A 23,415-nucleotide genomic window follows, 5' to 3' on the forward strand; every position below is an offset into this window, starting at 1 on the left:
GCATTCCGACAAAAAACTGGCGGAAATCGCCTTGTATTCAATTGTCCCAAAAATAATCGTTTTTGGAACTCGAACTCCAGATAAGTAAATTGAAGATTAATTTCTTTAATTTCACTTAATCAAAAAAATTGATTTATTAGTTGCGTTATAAAAGAAACTTCACATATACTATTATTAATATCAAAAAAACTTGATGAAAGGAAGGGAATTATAAAGATGCAATCACAACAGTTCCAGCAATATGAAAAAAAATTCAAGGCATTAGCTGATCAAAGACGTTTGGAGATTATGTACGAGCTCTGCCAACGAGGGAAAACATGTGTATGTGATTTAACAGAGATATTCGAAATGCCTCAATCAAAGCTATCTTATCACCTGAAAATTTTATTAGATGCAGGATTAATCATAAAAGAAATAAAGGGAACATGGAGTTATTATGATTTAAATGATAAAGAAGTAGAAAGTTTACTTTCAGAAGAGTTGTGTTGTGTTTTTAGAAAAACTGGAAAAGGTAGCTGTTGCTAGTTTTTCGCATCCTTTATATCAATTTTTTTTGATTTAATAAAAGCGATAAGGAGGAGTTAGTTATGAAATATGTACACGTAGGAATCAATGTTATAAATTTAGAGAAGTCAGTCGAGTTTTATGAAAAAGTATTTGGTGTATCACCAGTTAAAGTGAAAATCGATTATGCAAAGTTCTTATTAGAAATTCCAGGACTTAACTTCACGCTCAATGTAAAAGATGAAGTTAAGGGAAATCAGGTGAACCATTTTGGTTTTCAAGTGGAAACAGCTGAGGAAATTACAACTCATAAAGAAAGATTAGAAAAAGAAGGATTCTTTGCCCGTGATGAGATGAATACAACTTGTTGTTATGCAGTACAAGATAAATTTTGGATAACAGATCCGGATGGTAACGAGTGGGAGTTCTTTTATACAAAAGCAGATAGTGCTGTCCATAAAATTGAAGATACACAATGTTGCACGACTCCTAATGGAGTGGAAGAAAATTCTTGCTGTTAATAGAGGAAGGAAAATAAAATGAAACACTTATCTTTTCTAGATCGATATTTAACACTATGGATTTTTCTTGCAATGGCTGTTGGTATTGGTTTGGGATTTGCATTACCTGGATTAGCAGATGGACTTAATAACCTGCAAGTCGGAACGACTTCAGTACCACTTGCGATTGGCCTCATCTTAATGATGTATCCACCATTGGCGAAAGTACGATATGAAGAAATGGGCAGAGTTTTTAAAGATGTAAAGGTTTTAATCCTATCTTTAGTACAAAACTGGATTATTGGACCTGTTCTCATGTTTGTACTAGCAATTATATTTCTTCCTGATAAGCCAGAATACATGGTTGGACTCATTATGATTGGTTTAGCTCGTTGTATTGCCATGGTCATTGTATGGAATGATCTTGCAGAAGGTGATACAGAATATGCAGCCGGCCTTGTGGCATTTAACTCTGTATTTCAAATGATTTTCTTCCCTGTATACGCCTATGTGTTTGTAACAGTCATTCCTGAATGGCTCGGTATACAAGGAGCTGTCGTGAGTATCACAATGACAGAAGTAGCTAAATCAGTGTTTATATATTTAGGTATTCCCTTCTTATCTGGCATGTTAACACGTTTGATATTAGTGAAGTTAAAAGGAAAACCGTGGTATGAAAAAGTCTTTATCCCTAAGATTAGTCCAATTACGCTAATTGCACTATTATTTACGATTATCATCATGTTCTCTTTAAAAGGAGAAATGATTGTCAGTGTACCATTAGATGTAGTAAGAATAGCTATTCCATTACTAATATACTTCATTGTAATGTTTTTTGTTTCTTTCTTTATGGGGAGAAAAATCGGTGCTAATTATCAGGTTACAACAACACTTGCATTTACCGCAGGAAGTAATAACTTTGAACTAGCTATTGCAGTGGCAGTTGGAGTATTTGGTATCCATTCTGGTGCAGCATTCGCAGCCGTTATCGGCCCTCTAGTAGAAGTACCTGTTATGATTGCCCTTGTAAATGTGGCTTTCTGGTTTAAACGTAAGTACTTTAATAATTAACAATAATAAATTTTACAACCAAGGTGGAAAACAACATGGAAAATAAAAAAACAATTTACTTTTTATGCACAGGAAACTCATGTCGAAGCCAAATAGCTGAAGGATGGGGAAAACATTATTTAGGTGAAAAGTGGAATGTATATTCTGCAGGTATTGAAGCTCATGGAGTCAATCCAAATGCTATCAAAGCCATGAATGAAGTAAATATCGACATAACAAATCAAACATCAGATATCATTGATTCACATATCTTAAGCAATGCTGATTTAGTAGTAACCCTTTGTAGTCATGCTGATTCTGTTTGTCCAGCTACACCGCTACATGTTCCTCGTGTTCATTGGGGATTTGATGATCCAGCTGGAAAGGAATGGTCTGAATTTCAACGTGTCCGTGATGAAATTCAATCTCGTATTAAGGAATTTGCTGAAACCGGTAAATAATAATCCTTTAATTATTAAAATCTCGTACTCAAGCAAAAAAGCCGATTATTCCTTTAACGTACAGGAAATCGGCTTTTTTTCTTCCATAAAATGTCTTAGCGTGGGTTTTATGTCATTTAGTTGGCGGGACTCCAAAAAGATCGTGTAAAGGATTTTCAATTATTGCCTTATATAAAGAAAAAAATAAAAAAAATATTTCTTCCTAATTTATTCTTTTCTATAGAATTTTTAATATTTACAGGTGGTTGGTTTCTTTTTATTTCATGGTAAATTTAATATGTATAGGGTCTCCTTACATGCCCATAAACTTAAGAGCATTAACTATCGTTACCTCAATTATATCATTTTCGTTTATAAAGGTGTTCGTTAAAAATAAACGTTTATAAAATACCTTGTATAAAATTTATAAACTTGATATTTCAATGTTTCATAGAACTGGACCTAATGTTTGTAAAGGTATACCTTTACAAACTGTTGGTAGTTTTCAAGGAACTTATTATAGTTAATCTTTTGATCATTTATAGAAAGATACTTTTAAGTATATTTAATTTATATAATAATGAAGATACCATGAATGAAATGTTGCTAAGAGTATTTTTGAACTGCATAAGTGGCCAATCTCTGCTGAAAATAATGAACTAAGGGCAAGATTTAAAATAAGATTACAAAAAGAAGAGAGCTTAAAAATTTAATAAAAATTTTATATTTGCCCTACTTTTTATTTAATTAATTTTCTTTATCCTATACATATGTTGGGGTAGGATAAAGAAATGAAAAAGTGGTCTTTTTATTTTTGGCACAGTATGTGTTGGAATACCGTCTGGTGTTGCTTGTTATTTGTTTAAAGATACTTTAGTCCAAACTAGATTAGATGAGATAGGTTCATTTATAATGGATCTACATTTTCAATGGAAGAAAAAAAGAAAATATTAAAATAAAGTTAGTAAGGTATTTAAAAATATTTTTTATTAGGGACATTTTTCGCTTCCCTCCTAAAAATGATAAGATTTCTATGTGGAAACGTGAAATTGTAGAGACTGGTGCAACATGCATAGCCATTCAAAAAAATACTAAAAGAAATTTGTCTCCTTGGGGGAATAAGAGTACTTTAAACTATCTCCAGAAAGGATGAATTACACATTAGTACTTTTGAAGATGGTATAAATAGAGCAATCAAATTTTAAATTGGAATATATGAAAGTGAAAGGAGAGGGAGAATAAAATGAAACCGATTTCGATTTTAATAGCTGATGATGACTTGGAGATAGCTGAATTAATTGGGATACATTTAAAAAAAGAAGGATACCAGGTTGTGAAAGCAACTGATGGAGAAGAGGCAATTCGAATTATTCAATCGGAGCCAATCGATTTAGTCGTGTTAGATATAATGATGCCAAAAATGGATGGTTATGAAGTGACGCGTCAAATCCGTGCCAAACATCATATGCCGATCATTTTTTTAAGCGCAAAAACATCTGATTTTGATAAAGTGACAGGTCTTGTACTAGGCGCGGATGATTATATAACGAAACCTTTTACACCAATTGAATTAGTTGCGCGTGTAAATGCACAACTTCGTCGATTTCTTACGTTAAATCAACCGAAAGTAGAGGAGAATAAATCCGTTTTAGAAGCAGGCGGCGTTGTTATTGATTTTGAGAAACGAACGGTACATGTATACGGAGAGCAAATTGAATTAACCCCAAAAGAGTTTGATATTTTATATTTATTAGCGAGTCATCCGAAGAAAGTATTTAGTGTTGAAAATATTTTTCAGCAAGTATGGGCAGATGATTATTACGAAGGCGGAAGTACAGTTACAGTGCATATTCGTACTTTACGAAAAAAACTTGGAGAAGATAAAAGAAAGAATAAGTTAATAAAAACGGTATGGGGGGTAGGCTATACTTTCAATGGCTAAAATGATGAGAAGCTTTCGTTTTAAAATGATTGCCTTGTTTGCGCTCAGTACGGTATTAGCAGCTGGCGTAACATATATGGTTTATACAGGATTACTTTGTTACAGAACATATGTACTCCATATAGATCCTTTAGTGCAATTTAGGGCAACAGGAAGAGCATTTGGAGTATTTGGAAATATTAATTTTTTGATTTTCTTGATCCTACTATCTATTTTATTCTTTTTCTTTTTAACAAAGCCATACTTAAAGTATTTTGATGAAATTTCTAACGGTATTCATTATCTCGCTAACGGTGATTTTACAAATAAAGTTCCTATTTCATCAAATGATGAATTCGGAGATATTGCACGTGAAATTAATATAGCGAGTGAAAAGTTAAAAGAGGCGGTTGAAAGAGGTGACTTTGCAGAAAGTAGTAAAGATCAGCTAGTTGTTAACTTAGCTCATGATTTAAGAACGCCATTAACATCTGTTTTAGGTTATTTAGATTTAATTCTTAAAGATGAGAATTTGACGAGGGAACAGATTAAACGTTTTTCTACGATTGCATTTATGAAATCGCAGCGACTTGAAAGTTTAATTGATGAGTTATTTGAAATTACGCGAATGAATTATGGCATGCTAAAGTTAGATAAAAAAATAATTAATATAAGTGAGATGCTTATACAGTTAGATGAGGAATTGTATCCATTATTAGAGAAGCATCATTTAGAAGCTAGATTGAATGTTGATCCTCATTTATATATTAACGGTGACGGGAATTTGTTAGCTCGAGTATTTGAAAATCTTTTAACAAATGCGGTTCGATACGGAAATACAGGACAATTTGTTGATATGAATGGATATATTGAAGATGGAGACGTCGTTGTACAGATTGTTAATTATGGAGATAGCATCCCTGAAGAAGAATTACCCTATCTTTTCGATATGTTTTATACGGGTGATAAAGCGAGAACAGAGCAGAAAAACAGTACAGGTCTTGGGTTATTTATTGCTAAAAATATTGTTGAGCAGCATAATGGGACGATTTCTGCTGAAAGTAATGTAATCAGAACAATATTTGAAGTGAGATTGCCAAAAGAAGAGAATTCAAAAATTTAATAAATATTTAATTTTTACCCTACTTTTTATTTAATTAATTTCTTCTATCCTATACGTATGTTGGGTCAAGGAGGAGTTAGAAATAAAAAGTGGGGCTTTTTATATTGCGCACAGTATGCGCTGGGCTTTATATAACACGATGTTTTTAAAAAGGATATGTTTATATTTTGAAATCTAATTTATATATAATTCCCGAAAAAATGAACTAATTACACAAAAAGGATTAATGGTTTCCAAAAATAAAATATAGGAAAAAGTGAGGATAATATGAAAAAAGTAAATAAAGTAGTCATCGTTGGTGTGTTAACAATTGGTATAGGAGTTGGGGCGTATATGACGTTTGCTGGAGAATCTGAACCAGTTATGACCTATAAAGTATATCAAGTGACAGAAAAACAAATAGAGAATCATCAAAAATTTGGCGGCGAAGTTATTCCGAATGGTATAGAAACAATTTCATTCGATCCGACAAAAGGTACGTATGAGTTAGCTGTTAAAAAAGGTGATGAAGTAAAAAAAGGACAGCTCCTTTTTAAATATAATGATCCTATCGCAAAACAGGGCGTAACGGAAGCAGAAATGCAAAAGAAAATTGCACAAAAAGAAGTAACATTACATCAAAAACAAATTGATGTAGCAAAACAGAAATTACAAAAAGATAAAAATGCTGGTCTTCCTCAAGAAGCATTAAAAGCATCAGAAATTGAAGTTCAACAATTAGAATCACAACTTGAAATGAAAAAATTTGAAGTAGAAAAAGCTGATGAAATGATTAATGCTGCAAAAGAGAAATTAAACACGCTTTCTGTAACAAGCCCTGTTGATGGTGTAATTGATGACATTGTGAAAAATGCCGATGAAAAAACAGGTATGAGCGGTATTACACTTCGTCACGCTGGCCCGTTTAAAGTGAAAGGTCAGCTATCTGAATATGAGCTTGCTAGCGTAAAAGTTGGGCAAGAAGTAACCGTTTCAGCAAAAACTGTTGCTGGTAAGACTTGGACAGGAAAAGTAACAGAGATTGGTTCTACACCATTAAAGAGTATGGATGAAAACAAAACTGTTTCTAATTATCCATTCACTGTCACATTAGATAATAGTGAAGGATTACAAAACGGTTTCCACGTATACGTAACAAATAAATTTGGCGAAGCAACAGCTAGCACAATTGTTCCGAAAAGTAGCATCGTGAAAAAAGGTGATAAAACGGTTGTTTACGTAGTAAAAGACGGAAAAGCAAAAGAACAAGCTGTTAAGGTTGAATCTGAAACGGGTAGTGAAGCAAAAGTTTCAGGAGTGAAAAAAGGAGAGCAAATTATCTCTGCACCTACCGTAAACCTAAAAGACGGTATGGAGGTTGTCGCTCAATGATTAACTTACAAGGAATCACAAAATCTTTTCAAAATGGTGCAGAACCCATTCGAATTTTACACGGAATTGATGTAACTCTGAATCAGGGAGATTTCACCTCTATCATGGGACCGTCTGGTTCTGGTAAATCTACATTAATGAATATTATCGGTTGCTTAGATAAGCCCACGACAGGTACGTATGAATTAGCTGGTCAAAACATTTCAAACATGTCTGAAACAGAACTCGCACATGTTCGTAATAAAGAGATTGGATTCGTGTTCCAAAACTTCATGTTATTACCGAGACTTACAGCACTTCAAAATGTAGAACTACCTCTTATTTACGCTGGAGTCGATAAAAAAGAAAGGCAAGAGCGTTCGATAGCAGCTTTAACGAAAGTTGGTTTAGCTAATCACGCTACCCACATGCCAAATGAATTGTCAGGTGGTCAAAAACAGCGTGTTGCAGTCGCACGTGCAATTGTAAATAACCCAAAATTTATTTTGGCGGATGAACCAACAGGTGCATTGGATACGAAAACAAGTGAACAAATTGTAAATCTATTTTACGAATTAAACAAACAAGGCTCAACCATTATTATGATTACCCACGATCGTGAAATCGGGGAAGCCGCAGCACGTCGAATTGTTATTCGTGACGGAAACATTGTTCAGGATTGGAGAGAATAAATTTGAATATAAATGAAAATATACGTATGGCTATATCCTCTATCCTTGCACATAAAATGCGATCCATTTTAACAATGATGGGATTTATTATTGGAATCAGTGCGATTATTACGATTCTCGCAATGGGTGATGGACAAACTGCAAAGATGCAAGAAGAGTTTGAAAAGAACAACCATATGGATGAAATTAATATAGAGTATCACAATCCGGATTTCCCACTGGAGAAAGCGAAAATTACACCAGATATGGTAAAGCAATTACAAGCGATACCAGGTGTAAAGGATGTGTATCCAGATGTGAGCATGAACGTAAAAACATATACGGGGTCACAAGATGTTGCTTTTGTTTTGTTTGCGGGAACAGGTAATTTTATGCAGGACCGTAAAATAAAAATGGTACATGGACGTGAGTTAACAGAGGATGAGCTAAAAAAACCAACTCCTGTTGTAATTCTCCATGAAGATTTATTTAAAAAGCTATTTGATACTTGGAAAGATGATTTGTATATAGATATAAAAGGAAAACCATATAAGATTGCCGGGGTGTACAAAAATGAGGATGGTTTGAACCGGCAATTTAAAGCGTATGTAGGATATACACCGATTGACAATGTACCGCTGATTTCGGGGATTGAGGAGTATGATACAGTGCAAATTAAGTTATCTTCTCCTAGTGAGAGAGAAACTGTAGAGAAACAAGCTTTATCTGTATTAAATGAATTGAAATCACCGGAATTCAATTATCCATTTACATCGATAGATATGGGAGGAGCTAGTCAAGGACTAGAAAAAACATCCCGAGAGTTGAAAATGGTGTTCGCTGGTATCGCTGGGATTTCTTTAATCGTCGGTGCTGCTGGTGTGATGAATATCATGCTTATATCCGTTACAGAGCGCACGCGTGAAATTGGTGTTCGAAAAGCACTTGGTGCAACGAGAGGGGAAATATTAATGCAATTTCTCTTTGAAGCTTGTATTTTAACAGCATTGGGCGGAGCGATTGGTTTTGGATTAGGTATTATCTTTGCTTGGGTAGCGGCAATCGTAGGTGAATGGCCACTTGTTATTTCCGTAAATCTCGGGCTACTATCTGTTGGAATATCTATATTGGTTGGCATTGCCTCTGGTATAATTCCGGCTAATAAAGCAGCTAAATTGGATCCAGTTGATTGCCTACGATATGAATAAGAATAGTTAAAGGTATAAGTTTGATGGGAAGATATTTTCGCAAAAGAGTGAACGCTCCTATGAGTATTCACTCTTTTGTAAAATACGGGCTTTCATGATGGGCACATCAAGCTGAAAAACTCCAATTCCCCTTATCACCATATATCAGATATCGAGATTAAGGGGAATTAGTTTGCCATAGATAGTATAGAAGAGGAGAGGAGTATAGAGATGAAAACAGTATTAGAAGTGAAAAATATAAAAAAAGTATACGACACAGGTGGTAATAAATTTGAAGCTTTAAAAGAGATTAACTTACAAATGCAAGAAGGTGAGTTCATTGGGGATATGGGATTTTCTGGATCTGATAAGGGGGTGCTATTAAACGTCTTTTCTACAATTGATAATATGACGAATGGCAAGATTTTAATTGATGGAGAAGACGTCGTACAGATGAATGATGATAAGTTGACTTTACTCCGCCGTATTCATTTAGGTTTCATTTTCCAAGATTATAATCTATTAGATACGCGAAATTTGGAAATGTGAGACAATAAAATAGTAATTCTATGAAATTCAAATCATATGTCATAGCTTTATGATAAATAAAAAGGGGAGGAATTCTTATGTATGTGAGGGTACGAGAACTTCTTACAGCAGAAGAACGAAAGCGTTATATGCAAATCCCCTCTGATATTAGCGAATGGACAATAAGTACATACTTTACCTTCAGTCAGCATGACAAAAAAATCATTAATCGCCATCGGAGGGACTATAACCGACTGGGTTTTGCTATGCAATTAAGTGTTTTACGATATTTAGGTTGGACTTTATCAGATATTGAGCACATACCTAACGAAGTTTTAGAATTTGTAGCGAGACAAATTGGTGCAAGTACAGAAGACTGGAGGCTATATGCCCAGCGGGAAGCTACAAGGTATGAACATGTAGAAGAAATTCGAAAGGAATATGGTTTGCGTAATTTTACAACTACAGATTATCGAAGATTATCTAAATTTCTTCAATCTCATGCATTAAATAATGGAAATACTACATATCTTATTGAGACAGCATTGCAAGAATTACGCACTTGGCAAGTTATACTTCCTTCAATGGCAGTCATAGAAAGAGCAATATGGGAAACACGTAAAAGAGCTGAAGAAATTATATTTAAAACGCTTACAACTTCTTTATCTCTTTTACAAAAAGAAAAAATAAGTAGTTTACTTCACTTTATGCCTAATTCTTCAAAAACATATTTAGCTTGGTTAAAAGAAATACCTGGCCAATTTTCACCAGAATCCTTTTTAAAGGTAATTGAGCGTTTAGATTATATAAAAGGCTTACAGCTAAATATTGATACAAAAGGTATACATCCTAATCGTTTACGACAATTATCCCGGATTGAGGCACGCTATGAGGCTTATTCATTTCGAAGGTTTCAAGATATAAAGAAGTATGCCATATTGGTAGCTTATTTACTTGATTTAACACAAGATTTAATTGATCAGGCTTTTGAAATTCATGATAAACAAATGATGAACCTCCAACTAAAAGGTAGAAAACAACAAGAGGAATTGCACAAAAGAAATGGTAAGTCACTAAATGAAAAAATCCTTCATTATGCAAATTTAGGAATGGCTTTAATAAAAGCAAAAGAAGAGAAGGAAGCCCCTTTTATCGTATTAGAGACCATTATGCCTTGGGATAAATTTATAGCATCTGTAGAGGAAGCAAAGAAACTATCACGGCCAATGAACTATGATTATCTTGATTTGTTAGAGAGTCGATATAATTACTTACGTAAATATACTCCCACATTACTTAGATCACTAGAATTTCAATCTACTAATTATGCCAGATACGTATTGGAAGCTTTAGAGACGATACGTGAATTAAACGAATCAGGAAAACGAAAAGTACCCAATGGTGCACCATTGAACTTTGTTACAAATAGATGGAAGAAATATATACATGATGAAGATGGAAATATTAATCGACATTTTTATGAATTAGCTGCATTTACAGAACTGCGGAATTATGTGCGTTCTGGGGATATTTCTATTGTAGGAAGTCGACAACATAAAGATTTTGATGAATATTTAATACCTATCAACGAGTGGAACTACAGTAAAGAAAACGGAGTTCGCCTAGCTGTTTCTACGCATGCTGATGAGTATGTAGAGGAGCGAACAAAAACCCTATTAGAACGAATCGCAACATTTTCTAAAAATGTTCATTCCTTAGAAGGAGTAGACATTAACGGTGGAACCCTGCATCTTCAGCGTTTAGACAAGGATACCCCACAAACAGCAAAGCAATTAAGTAGCAAACTTTATCATATGCTTCCTAGAATTAAACTCACAGACTTACTGATAGAGGTAGCTCACTGGACTGGATTTGAAAAACAATTTATTCATGCATCTACAAACAAACCACCTAAAGGGGAAGAAATTATCATTTCTCTTGCCTCACTTATGGCTATGGGAACGAATGTGGGACTTACAAAAATGGCAGAAGCTACACCAGGTATTTCCTATCATCAGTTAGCTAATGTAAGTCAATGGAGGATGTATGATGATGCATTAAATCGAACACAAGCGGTATTGGTTAATTTTCAGCAAAAACTTCCCTTAGCTTCTTATTGGGGTGATGGTACCACTTCGTCATCGGATGGAATGCGAGTACAAATTGGCGTTTCATCATTACACGCCAGTTCTAATCCCCACTATGGAACTGGAAAAGGAGCAACTATATATCGATTTGTAAGCGATCAATTTTCTTCTTTTTATACAAAAGTGATTAATACGAACGCAAGAGATGCTGTACACGTAATTGATGGATTGCTTCATCACGAGTCAGATTTAATGATTGAAGAGCATTACACAGATACAGCGGGGTATACGGATCAAATATTTTGGTCTAACACATCTGTTAGGATTTCGTTTTGCACCCCGATTAAGAAATATATCAAGTTCTAAATTATATACAATTGGTTCTCCTAAGGAATTTTTGAATATAGAAGGACTTATCCGAGGGCAAGTAAATATGAAATTAATTTATGAAAATTACGATGATGTTTTACGTATCGCTCATTCCATGCGAGAGGGAAAAGTATCAGGTTCACTTATTATGGGGAAATTAGGTTCTTATACCCGGCAGAATATAGTAGCGAAGGCTTTGAGAGAAATGGGAAGAATCGAAAAAACTATTTTTATCCTGGACTACCTTTCGAACAAAAACCTACGAAGAAAAGTTCAACGAGGTTTAAATAAAGGTGAAGCAATGAATTCTTTAGCGAGAGCAATCTTTTTTGGGAAACATGGAGAGTTCCGTGAACGTGCTCTTCAAGATCAATTACAACGAGCAAGTGCTTTAAGCATTCTTATTAATGCCATCATCATATGGAATACTGTATATCTTAGCCAGGCTGTAGAAGTGTTAAGGGATACAGAGGGGATAGATGAAAATTTATTAAAACATGTTTCGCCCTTAGGATGGGAACACATTAATTTTTTAGGAGAATATCGATTTAATTCGAGGAATACAACAACATTAGAAACTCTCCGCCCTTTACAATATTCCTAAATATAAGAGCCGAATTCTTCTTAGAGTAGGAAATTCGGCTCATTTTATGTCGACATTTGCTTAGCGTATATTTTCGTTAAAATGTGGGCGGTACCCCAAAAAAGGGGCACGATCAGTATGGAAAAGCAAAATTTGTTTAAATGGAAACATTATCAGCCTGACATTATTTTATTAACGGTAAGATGGTATCTACGGTACAATATCAGTTTTCGTGATTTGGTGGAAATGATGGAAGAACGAGGCTTCTCTATTGCTCACACAACCATCATGTGTTGGGTTCATCAATATGGTCCTGAACTAGACAACAGAGTTCGTCGTCATCTTAAGAAAACCAACGATTCTTGGCGAGTGGATGAGACCTATATCAAAGTCAAAGGACAGTGGATGTATCTGTATCGTGCAGTTGATTCAGAAGGAAATACCATTGATTTTTATCTAAGTAAAACAAGGGACCACAAGGCTGCAAAGCGATTCTTTAAGAAAGCCTTGCGGTCTTTTCATGTTTCAATACCTCGTGTGATTACAGTTGATAAGAATCCCGCCTATCCTGTGGCGATTGAAGAGCTGAAGAAGGAGAAAAAGATGCCTTTAGGCATCCAAATAAGGAAAATAAAATATCTTAATAACATCGTAGAACAAGATCATCGCTTTATTAAAAAGCAGGTTCGTTCCATGTTAGGATTAAAGTCCTTTCAAACTGCCAAACAAATTCTTGCAGGAGTAGAAGCCGTGCATATGATGAAAAAAGGACAAACCCTCCAAGGGGAGAAGTCTGTCCGAAATCAAGTAAACCTCATTCATCAACTATTCGACCTTCCAGCATAAAATAGGTTTCACTAAGAAACGTTTCGCCTCTTTATGCCTCTCCTGAAGTATTTGCACCAGAACCTTAAATGCTAAAACTTCAAATGTATCGGGTTATGCTTCGAATGATTTCCGTTTGCATAAAGATCTTATATAGTTGAATTTCTTGTTATATTTTCGCCTGATGCTGATGAGATACTATCATCCAATTTTTTTATGATTCAATTTAGGGTGAATATCTACTGTCGTTTGATAGGCAGTGCATAATAGTTAAAAGCTAAATCCAGCAAGGCACTTGCTTCTTGACGCAGTAACAAATCCTTCGGACGGAAGATAAAGGATCCATCAGCATTGATGGAAGTATCAGGACCTAGAATTCCTTGGGAGGCAAGTGCTTGAATCGATTGGACTGCCCAATCATCTGCCGCATCAAGCAATTTAACTTTATTAGCTTGATCAGGTTGAATCTGTTTTAAGTTTTGAATCATGGTTGCTGCGATCTGTCGAGTAATTGGAGCTGTACGGTCATATCCAGGAATACCTATGGTAGATTTCTCTTTGGCCTCTTTGGATTCATCTGGAAAACTACTCCACCCATGTGCACGCAACAAGGAATCAGCAAATTCTCCTTGTGTCATAGTACCCATCGGATCGAATAAATTACCTTTTTTAGCATCCATGATATCTAAAGCATAAAGATTATCGATATGGCTTCTATAGTTACTCATTTGCGGGACATCCGCTAAGGACGGTTTGTTGTTAATTTTTTGTGCGTCAGCCATAAAATCTAGGCTTTTAGGAGAAGTATAGTGAAAATATGTGATTTCTCCAGCTGCATTTTTTTTGAAAGCAACTTTGTTGCCTTCCGAATCTTCAAATAACAACGGATGAATCATTTTGAGAACTTGTTTTCCGGATAATCCCCCTTCCATGACCAAATTCCCATCTTCATAGGTAAAGTGGGTGCGAATTGCAGCTAAACGTGTGTTTTGGAATATGCCCAGGTATTTATGAGCTTCCTTTTCCTCTAATGGGAGATAACTTGTTTTTGCTGCATTCTTCTTAGCAGGGAAATAGTGATCCATGAGAGCTTCATATATGTCTATGCTCATTGATGAATCATTATTGTAAGACATGAAGAAAGCTGTTTTTTGTTCAGGTACTAAAATCATCAGTGATTGATGTCCAGGCATACTTCCCCCTTTTATTACAACGTGTTGACCATTAGCAAATTTATTAAAAGGCGTTTCAAATCCAATTGTCGCAACAGGGTTGGTTTTATCATCAAAAACTTGATAGGCATGCATCATATCTATGCTTTTTTTACTTACAATTTCTTTGCCTTTAAACTTTCCTTTCTGTAGTTGCATAATCATGTATTTTGACATGTCTTCTGCAGTAGATAAAATGCCTCCTTGTGGCGTATCCCTTAAACCGCTCCCGCTTGTTGGGATCGGTTCACCAGTGGGACCATAATGTGTAGCCATTCTTTCTAAAAGTTCAGGCGTAAAGCTCATACTTGTAGATTTCATATCTAATGGTTTAAAAATATTATTTTCCATATATTTGGAGAAAGGGCTGTTAGTAACATTCTCTACTGCAAACCCTGCGAGCGCAAATGAGACGTTGTCATACGTATAAACTTCCCCTGGTGGCCGTACCACCGTTGGCATATGTTTAGAGAAAAATTCTTTCATTGGTATGCTATTGTTATTATCAACATATTCAGGTCCAGTTATATTTGTAAGGTCGGGAAAATCAAATCCGCTGGTATAAGTGAGCATATCAAACAGTGTTAGAGGTTTCCCTGTTTGATTAGGTATTTGTAATCCACCAAGATATTTTTGTACGTCTTGATCTAGTTTAAGATTTCCTTTATCGACTTGTTGCATTACAGCCAAGGCAGTAAAAGTTTTTGAGACTGAAGCAATTTGGAAGACAGTGTCCTTAGTAACAGGAATTTTCTTTTCTTTATTAGCATATCCATACCCTTTATTAACAACAACCTTTCCATCATGAACGACGACAAAACTAGAACCATTCACATTATACTTTTTCATTTTTTCCTCAAATAATGGATCAGCAAAAGATTCTATTTCTTTTTTATTATTGGGTCCTCTCATCATTTCAATATTAGTTGTGGATGCCGATGGTTTTGATGTTTCTCCTTCTAATGATTGTTGGGAACATGCAGAAATCATGGTTGATGAAGAAAGAAGAATTGTAACGATCCCCAGTTTGTTAATTGCTTGTTTCATTTTTGAACGCTCCTTTATTTAGTTAGGATTTTTTGTTAGCTCAACGAGTTAGCGACTCGCTAGCTTATGAACAGAGCGTAGCAAGCGGCGAGTCATAGTAGATAGTGAACTTCTGTCATATTTATAAAGAACAACAAAAATTGAGTGGATAAGGCTGTATTGATAGTTATGTCATAAAAGTCATGACATTTTGACACTAACATATGTGACAGAAAAACCCTTAGAATCAAGGAGCAGTTTATTACCCATTAATAACAAGTGAGGAGGGGAGAGCTTCATTGTGTATGTTAAAAATATAAAGAGGCGTGAAATGGGAAACAAGTATGACCTATTTATAAAAACAAACCAGTAACAAGATTGTTTCAAGGAAAAAAGTAATTTCTAGTGTTAACGGTTAACATACATATGGAAAAAGAGGGACTTACTTAGGACAGAATGGCGTTTGTAAAAATAATAATTATGAATATGATTACGAATTCAATTCTGACCTTTTGTCATTGGTGGAGATAATAGCTGTGTGGTTAATATGAAACAGCAAGCAACTAACTATGCAATATAAATAGAGGAGAGGAATACTTTATGAAAACACGTAGCCAAATTACATCTGCAAGTCTAGCAATTTTAATAGCTGGAAGTTCCCTGTTATACATAACACCAGCCTCAATTGTAAAAGCAGAACCCACGCAAAATGTATCTAGTTCGTTACAAACAAGTACTCAAAGCGATCGTACTTCCGTTAAGAAAGCAATGCGGGATGTACTGCAACTTGGATACCCTGGAATACTCTCTCAAATTTCTAAAGGTGGTAAAACCTGGAGTTATACCGCTGGGATAGCGGATCTGAGAACCAAGAAACCAATGAAAGCAGATTTTCGCTTTCGCATTGGTAGTGTGACGAAAACGTTCATTGCAACAGTGCTACTTCAATTAGCTGGAGAAAACCGCTTAAATTTAGACGACTCCATTGAAAAATGGTTGCCTGGTGTTATTCAAGGAAACGGATATGATAGTAAACAGATTACTATCCGGCAGATATTGAATCATACAAGTGGTATCGCTGACTACATAAAGTCAACAGACTTTGATATTAAAGATACAAAAAAATCATATACAGCTGAAGAATTCGTAAAGATGGGGATTTCTTTTCCCCCAGACTTTGCCCCAGGAAAGGGCTGGTCTTATTCAAACACGGGATACGTATTACTGGGTATCCTTATTGAAAAAGTAACTGGAAACAGCTATGCAGAAGAGGTTGAAAATCGAATTATTGAACCGCTTGAATTGTCGAATACATTTCTACCTGGTAATTCAACGGTTATTCCAGGCACCAAGCATGCCCGTGGATATGAAAGATATGACGGAGAAAGTGAGCTAAAAGATGTTACTTATTCTAACCCAGGTAGCTCGGATGGAGATATGATTTCTACTGCTGAAGATTTAAACAAATTTTTCTCTTACTTACTCAGTGGCAAATTATTGAAGGGACAGCAACTAAAACAAATGCTTACTACAGTTCCTACAGGAATAGAAGAAATCGATGGATATGGTCTTGGAATCTATGAAACTAAACTTCAAAACGGTACCTCGATATGGGGACACACAGGCGGTGTTCCAGGCTTTTCAACTTTTGCTGGAGGCACACTTGGAGGCAAGCATATATTGGCCATCAATTTGAATGGCCATAAAATTAGTCATTCTGATCCTTTTAAAAATATTTTACTTGCTGAATTTAGCAAGTAGGCAAAAAGGAAAATCGAATAAGTTTTGTCATAGTTTTTATAGTTTAAAATATGCCTTTCTGGTTCAAAAAACAACTTACTCTAAAAAAATTGAATAAAGCAAGTTCTTAAGTTGATAGGCATGAAGTCCCGCCACATCGCCATCAAACTAGGGTTTTGAAGTATCCTCTAAACGAAGATTTGTTTCTCTACAGGTAGTCACTTTGAGATGTCAGTTCCTTTTTTTAATTGATGAGTGTGGGGAGCATCCATCGCTACCAACTTAAGAGATTTTAATACTCGTAATTAAGTACCAAAAAACGTTATCCTTTCTAATATAGTTTAACCATGTGAAAAATGATTAACTTGAGCATTAAGCTCACGAAATGAATAACCAAATAACCTACTTCCTTTATTTTTAGATTGAAGGTTATTTGGTTTTATATTGGTATAAATGAATTCAGAATTTTTTAAGAACCTATTAAGAAATAAGTAAGTTTTAGGAACTAGAATAAATTTATCTTAACAGTAATAAGAGAGTTAATGGTTTAAATGGAAGTCCCTATAGTATGTCAAAAATTAATAAAGATGTATTTCAGGAGGTTTTTATGAAAAAGAAAATGATTATTGCAATTGTTACTTCTGCTATAACATTGACTAATTTTGTAGGAAATACTTATGCAGATTCGAAAATAGAAGCTTCTGTTACAGCTTCCTACAATACAAATCAAATAGTGAAATGGTTAGAAGTACATGCAAAGCCTTTAGAAACAACTAATCCAACTGCACCGCTTAATGATTTGAAACCCCTTAAGAATATAGTAGGTTCAGCTTCAATTGTAGGTTTAGGTGAAGCTACGCATGGAGCTCATGAAATTTTTAAGATGAAACACCGTATTGTTAATTATTTAGTATCTGAAAAGGGCTTTACCAACTTAGTTTTAGAAGAGGGATGGGACAGAGCTTTGGAACTTGATCGATATGTTCTTACTGGTAGGGGAAACCCAAGCCAACATCTATCACCTGTATTTAAGACGAAAGAAATGTTAGATTTACTTGATTGGATTCGGCAATATAATGCTAATCCAAAACATAAATCTAAAGTGCGTGTCATTGGGATGGACATTCAATCAGTAAACGAGAATGTTTATAATAATATAATAGAGTATATAAAAAGAAACAATTCCGATCTTGTGCCTAGGATAGAAGAGAAGATAAAAGGTCTTATTCCTGTAACGAAGGATATGGATACCTTTGGCAGTCTTACGAAAGAAGAAAAGGAAAAGTATATTTCAGACGCTAAACAAATCGGTGCTTTATTAGAAGAAAATAAAAGTTATTTAAATGGAAAATCCACAGAGTTCTCATGGATAAAGCAAAATGCTCGTATTATTGAACAGTTTACTACAATGTTAGCGTCATATCCTGATAAACCATCGGACTTTTATTTGAAACATGATATTGCAATGTATGAAAATGCGAGGTGGACTGAAGAACATTTAGGAAAAACCATAGTTTGGGGACATAATGGGCACGTTTCGAAAACAAATATGATTCCTTTTGTATACCCTAAGGTAGCTGGGCAGCATTTAGCAGAATATTATGGGAAACGATATGTATCTATTGGAACATCAGTTTACGAAGGACAATATAATGTCCATAATAGTGATGGTAAATTTGGCCCATATGGAACATTAAAATCAGATGATTCAAACAGTTATAACTACATCTTTGGACAGGTCAAAAAAGATCAATTTTTTATTGATTTACGCAAGGCGAACGGAGTGACAAAAACTTGGTTAAACGAACAACACCCAATTTTCGCTGGAATAACTATGGAAGGCCCTGGTATACCGAAAACTACTGATATATCATTAGGTAAAGCGTTTGATATACTTGTTCAAATTCAAAAAGTGAGTCCATCTCAACTACATCAATAAGAATCTCTTAAAATCTAATACTATGTATTATTTAGTAAATTAAATGAGGTGCCAAGGAATTTATAAGTATGATGCACGAAATTAAGGAATTGATTATGTCACTTCGTTTCTTTCAGGAATCCTTATTATAAGGATTCCTTTTTTGTATCAAAAAATCTGTAAAGAAAAAAGATAAGATCGGGAACACAATCTTATCTTTAGCACAACGAGTTAACGTATGGACAGAGTGTAGCAAGGGGCGAGTCATATTCAATAGTGAACTTTTTGTCATATTTATAAAGGATAACAAAAGTTGAGTGGGCTAAGGCTGTATTGATAGTTATGTCATACAAACCATGACACTTTGACACTACCATATGTGACAGAAAAATACTTAGAATCAAAAAGTAGCTTTTAACGCATTAACAATGAATGAGGAGGAGAGATTTTAATGACGAAAGCATCAGCTCAAAAAACTTTGCAAGATTTCTATTTCTTGTTATTTACTTTTGCATCCGGATTCTTTTACTTTTGTTTCTATCTGGTCAGTATTACATTTGCATTAGTAATGACGATTATCTTTTTGGGTATTCCCTTGTTGGCTTGGGTGCTACAAACAACTCACACGTTTGTTCAGTATGAACGCATTCAGACGAAGGTTTATACGGATATATCGATAGAGTTATTCGAATCAAGGAAAAAAGAGGAGGGAGATAAATGGGTCAAAGCGAGAGATACAATCCTTAATAATAGCAACTGGAGGGCTATTTTTTGGCTCATGCAGAAATTTTTTATCGGAATAATGAGTCTTATATGTGCTATTTTACTGTATGTAACGCCGCTAGTATTTATCGTTATGCCCTTACTTTTTCGATATTTTAATATATACTTATTGGGAATTTCTATGAATTCATGGACAAAAGTTTTTTTTGTCATGGTTGTTGGATGTATTCTCATTTGGATACGTATATGTATTGGAAACTGTTTAGTTCGAATAATTGGAATGTATACACGTACTATGTTTAAAGCTATAAAGGAGTGATAATTTGTTTAAGACTTTGAAAATATGGTTCTGGTATGATTGGGCCTTACTTTGTATACGTTTTATTATTTGGCTATCATTGATATCAGTGACTATCCAACAACAAGATTATTTGACCGTACCACTTTGGTTCATTATTCTTTGGGAAGTCGTTTCATTTTCAGTACCTTGGATTTGTTTAATGTTCAGTTATCGCTATTATTTGTTTACTGAAATAATATTATTTGGCGGAGTGTGTTTCTATTTAACTTTATTATTTCCGTCAGCGTATCTTGCTTTTTTAATGCCAACTTTTATGATTGCGGCAAATAGCGCTCATAAATCTTACCTCTGGTCGGGTCCTATCACAGTTATTTTGTTCCCGCTGCTCATTGCGATATTTTCCAAAGTAACAGATTTATGGGTAATCATCCTACAAATCAGTTTAGCTTTTGCTATGGGCTCTTTCTTTCGTTTACTAGCTACTAACTACCGTCAAAGTAAAACTATTCGGAACCAGAAACATGTATTGGAACAATACATATCTCAAGTTGAGCGGATTACTTTACTAGAAGAACGTGACAGGCTCTCAAAGGATTTACATGATACTATGGGGCATTCCTATACCTCAATTATTATGGGGATGGAAACATTACGTACGGAATTAAAAACTAAGGAAGGGGAGCAACAGCTCGATTCATTAGTACAATTGGCCCGTAACAGTATGGAAGAAGTAAGACTTTATTTACATCAATTAGATTTATCACAAGAATCGCTTCCTTTAGCTGTCACATTACAACAATTGACAGAGGAATTTAAGAAACATGCAAAAGTAAATGTACGTACTCGAATAATAGGGGAAGAGTATATGGCCTCCAAACAATCAAAAATGGCACTATATCGGAGCTTGCAGGAATCACTAACAAATGCTGTTCGCCATGGGCATTCCACAGAAATCATTGTGTCACTTCACTTTGAACCACAACAGATAAGATTGGATGTACAAGATAATGGCTGTGGGGTAGAAGAGTGGAAGGATGGCTTTGGATTAACTGCAATGAAAGAGCGTGTGAGTCAGTCACAAGGAAGAGTCATTGTTTATTCCAAAAAGGGGGAAGGGACGTTAATTTCATGTGTTTTACCGAAACAAGTACAACTGTCTAATGAACAAATCCGCCTGTGTATTGTCGATGATCATTCTTTCATCCGAGAAAGTCTTCATACAATTTTGGATGGACAGGAGGATTTACAAGTAGTGGGAATGGCTGAAGATGGAGAACGGGCTTTGGAATTGTGTGAGAGACTAAAACCAGATGTAGTATTAATGGATTTAGAGATGCCAAATCTGGATGGGATTCATGCGACTAAAATGATTAAGGAAAAATGGCCGGACATTCGTGTACTCATTTTGTCAACCTTTCAGAATACAGAAAGGGTAAAAGAAATCATACGAAATGGTGCGGATGGATATTTATTGAAATCCATAGATTCGCGTGAACTAGCTGAATCAATTCGTCTAGTCTATCGAGGAGGCACTATGATTAATCATGACTTGTTCCATAGAATATGGGAAGAAAATGAAGAAACAGGATCATTTGAATCAAAATCAGATGGAAAAGAGTATGGATTAACGAAACGAGAATTAGAGATTTTGGAACTATTATCACAAGGAAGTCGTTATAAAACAATAGCTTCGAAACTTTACTTGTCAAACGGAACAGTAAGAAATTACGCTTCCAATCTTTATGAGAAGCTGGGAGTCAAAAATCGAGAAGAAGCCGTGCAAAAAGCAAAAGAAATAGGATTACTTTTGTAAGAGGGAACGTACTCAACTGTTAGGATACGTGAACAATTCTCTATTTAAGAGCCACATTTTAAAAAGTGTAATTTGAATGTCTCTATAGGGGATTATTTCGCTTTTGATGGAGGAAATATGGGGGAACTATCACTATTGATGTGAAGAAAAGATAGTTGGCATACGAATAAAGTTACAACTGTTAGCTTCTAGAATTTCTTATGTAATCCGATACGGGGTTGAATTGGATTCAATAGGATAATGATCACAGGTTAATATATTCCTAATCATTTAAAGGGAAGGGGATGTAATTGAGATGGATAATACATATAATGAAAAGATACATACATCGATTAAGCAATTGTTTAATAAGTTTTCGCCACAAGCTCCGGGTTTTGCATATATAGCTAGTTTCGATAGCGGGGTAATTTATAAAGGTGCATTTGGCTTAGCTTCTATAGAGAAAAATCTACCCATAACTACAAAAGTCATTTTTAATATCGCTTCAGTTTCTAAACAATTTACAGCGTTTTCTATATTACTCTTAGAACAAGAGGGGAAATTGAGTTTAGATGATTCAATTGTAAAGTTTGTCCCTTTTATAGGAGCATATGCTGAACCGGTAACATTGAGACACCTAATTCATCACACTGGTGGACTAGTTGATTATATGGAATTAGCTGAAGCAGCAAATATTAAATATACTGATACATTAACTGTGGGAGAAACGCTAGAACACCTTAAAAGTCATCAAATTGCAAGGTTCCCAGTTGGAACAAAGTTTGAGTATAGTAATACAGGATATTTCTTATTATCACAAGTGATAGAGAAGGTAAGTGGCAAGTCTCTACGTCAGTTTACAAAGGATCGTATTTTTGACCCTTTAAATATGAGGGCCACAACAATTGTGGATTACTACCCAACTACTATATCAATTGCAAGCGGATATTCGAAGAATGAGCAAGGAACATATGAAATCTATGAAAGCCCTTGGGAACATACAGGGGATGGAGCAGTTCATACAACAGTTGAAGACCTAGTAAAATGGGGAGAGAATTTAACTACAGGTACGGTTGGTGGAAAAGACCTTGTTAAACGAATGAGCGAATTGGGTACGAAAATCTCTCCAACTGGAGAGGGAATTATTGAAAAAGAAGATTATGCTTTTGGACTGAGGGTTAGAGAAGGTTTTAACTGTCGATACTTGGAACATTCCGGACGTTGGGCAGGTTATAGTTCACACTTCATTTGGTTTCCTGAAGAATATTTGTCTGTTGCGGTACTAAGTAACTATGATGAATTTGACTCTAAAAAATATGCTAATGAAATAGCTAAAATTGTTTTAGAAAAATAAAAAATAGACTTAACTTAAAAATAGAGTTGTACTTTTAGTTTTCGGAATAATAACTACGATTGTTGTGGTAATATTAAAAATCGGGTATCCTTGTATTCTTATTAAATCAAAATGAGAATGCAAGGATAATATAAATATAAAATTTTAGTTTTGAAGGTAATTACTTTTCTTAGCTGGATGGACATGTGGTGCTACCCCACATCCATCAACTT

General features: G+C 34.9%; 16 protein-coding genes and 2 pseudogenes. 17 read left to right on the plus strand and 1 reads right to left on the minus strand.

Features of this window, described 5'->3' with window-relative positions:
- Window positions 1-216: 216 nt before the first annotated feature.
- The 12 genes and pseudogenes from arsR to CN288_RS19490 all read left to right on the plus strand — a co-directional run bounded on the left by arsR (window position 217) and on the right by CN288_RS19490 (window position 13,159).
- A complete protein-coding gene (arsR, locus tag CN288_RS19435; protein ID WP_098302904.1) occupies window positions 217-525 on the plus strand; it encodes an arsenical resistance operon transcriptional regulator ArsR in 309 nt (102 codons plus the stop codon).
- Between the two features lie 62 nt (window positions 526-587).
- Window positions 588-1,025, plus strand: coding sequence for an ArsI/CadI family heavy metal resistance metalloenzyme (locus tag CN288_RS19440; RefSeq protein WP_098302905.1), 438 nt, complete (start codon window positions 588-590; stop codon window positions 1,023-1,025).
- An 18-nt stretch (window positions 1,026-1,043) separates the two neighbouring features.
- The gene (gene arsB / locus CN288_RS19445; RefSeq protein ID WP_098302906.1) at window positions 1,044-2,075 is read left to right on the plus strand and encodes an ACR3 family arsenite efflux transporter; all 1,032 of its coding nucleotides are present in this window, start codon (window positions 1,044-1,046) and stop codon (window positions 2,073-2,075) included.
- 35 nt (window positions 2,076-2,110) lie between these two features.
- Complete coding sequence (arsC, locus tag CN288_RS19450) at window positions 2,111-2,515, plus strand: arsenate reductase (thioredoxin) (protein WP_098302907.1); 405 nt, start codon at window positions 2,111-2,113, stop codon at window positions 2,513-2,515.
- Window positions 2,516-3,737: 1,222 nt separating this feature from the next.
- Window positions 3,738-4,436, plus strand: coding sequence for a response regulator transcription factor (locus CN288_RS19455; protein ID WP_098302908.1), 699 nt, complete (start codon window positions 3,738-3,740; stop codon window positions 4,434-4,436).
- Window positions 4,429-5,538, plus strand: coding sequence for a HAMP domain-containing sensor histidine kinase (locus CN288_RS19460; protein WP_098302909.1), 1,110 nt, complete (start codon window positions 4,429-4,431; stop codon window positions 5,536-5,538). Before CN288_RS19455 ends, CN288_RS19460 begins: the two co-directional genes overlap by 8 nt.
- A 267-nt stretch (window positions 5,539-5,805) precedes the next feature.
- A complete protein-coding gene (locus tag CN288_RS19465) occupies window positions 5,806-6,909 on the plus strand; it encodes an efflux RND transporter periplasmic adaptor subunit (RefSeq protein ID WP_098302910.1) in 1,104 nt (367 codons plus the stop codon).
- Entirely contained in the window at window positions 6,906-7,580 is a 675-nt protein-coding gene (locus CN288_RS19470) for an ABC transporter ATP-binding protein (protein WP_098302911.1), read from the plus strand. The genes CN288_RS19465 and CN288_RS19470 overlap by 4 nt, the downstream gene beginning before the upstream one ends.
- A gap of 2 nt (window positions 7,581-7,582) precedes the next feature.
- Window positions 7,583-8,767, plus strand: coding sequence for an ABC transporter permease (locus tag CN288_RS19475; protein WP_098302912.1), 1,185 nt, complete (start codon window positions 7,583-7,585; stop codon window positions 8,765-8,767).
- A gap of 210 nt (window positions 8,768-8,977) precedes the next feature.
- Window positions 8,978-9,277: pseudogene (locus CN288_RS19480) on the plus strand (ATP-binding cassette domain-containing protein); the annotation flags it as partial.
- Window positions 9,278-9,372: 95 nt separating this feature from the next.
- A pseudogene (locus CN288_RS19485) lies at window positions 9,373-12,334 on the plus strand (Tn3 family transposase).
- 117 nt (window positions 12,335-12,451) lie between these two features.
- A complete protein-coding gene (locus tag CN288_RS19490) occupies window positions 12,452-13,159 on the plus strand; it encodes an IS6 family transposase (RefSeq protein ID WP_098302914.1) in 708 nt (235 codons plus the stop codon).
- A 218-nt stretch (window positions 13,160-13,377) separates the two neighbouring features.
- Here CN288_RS19490 and CN288_RS19495 read toward each other — a convergent pair whose 3' ends face one another.
- Window positions 13,378-15,396, minus strand: a complete 2,019-nt coding sequence (locus CN288_RS19495) for a serine hydrolase domain-containing protein (RefSeq protein WP_098302915.1) — start codon at window positions 15,394-15,396, stop codon at window positions 13,378-13,380.
- Window positions 15,397-15,975: 579 nt separating this feature from the next.
- On the opposite strand from CN288_RS19495, the gene CN288_RS19500 reads away from it, so the two are divergent.
- From CN288_RS19500 to CN288_RS19520, 5 genes are all read left to right on the plus strand, one after another.
- On the plus strand, window positions 15,976-17,136 hold the full coding sequence (locus CN288_RS19500) for a serine hydrolase domain-containing protein (RefSeq protein ID WP_098302916.1): 1,161 nt from the start codon (window positions 15,976-15,978) through the stop codon (window positions 17,134-17,136).
- 586 nt (window positions 17,137-17,722) lie between these two features.
- Window positions 17,723-19,054: an erythromycin esterase family protein gene (locus CN288_RS19505; protein ID WP_098302917.1), complete on the plus strand. Its 1,332-nt coding sequence runs from the start codon at window positions 17,723-17,725 to the stop codon at window positions 19,052-19,054.
- Between the two features lie 430 nt (window positions 19,055-19,484).
- Window positions 19,485-20,075 (plus strand): sensor domain-containing protein, encoded by a 591-nt coding sequence (locus CN288_RS19510; protein WP_026591134.1) that lies wholly within the window; start codon window positions 19,485-19,487, stop codon window positions 20,073-20,075.
- 4 nt (window positions 20,076-20,079) lie between these two features.
- The gene (locus CN288_RS19515; RefSeq protein WP_026591133.1) at window positions 20,080-21,870 is read left to right on the plus strand and encodes a helix-turn-helix transcriptional regulator; all 1,791 of its coding nucleotides are present in this window, start codon (window positions 20,080-20,082) and stop codon (window positions 21,868-21,870) included.
- 295 nt (window positions 21,871-22,165) lie between these two features.
- On the plus strand, window positions 22,166-23,203 hold the full coding sequence (locus CN288_RS19520; RefSeq protein ID WP_098302918.1) for a serine hydrolase domain-containing protein: 1,038 nt from the start codon (window positions 22,166-22,168) through the stop codon (window positions 23,201-23,203).
- Window positions 23,204-23,415: the final 212 nt, after the last annotated feature.

Source organism: Bacillus sp. AFS023182 (genome assembly GCF_002560575.1).
Classification (GTDB): domain Bacteria; phylum Bacillota; class Bacilli; order Bacillales; family Bacillaceae_G; genus Bacillus_A; species Bacillus_A arachidis.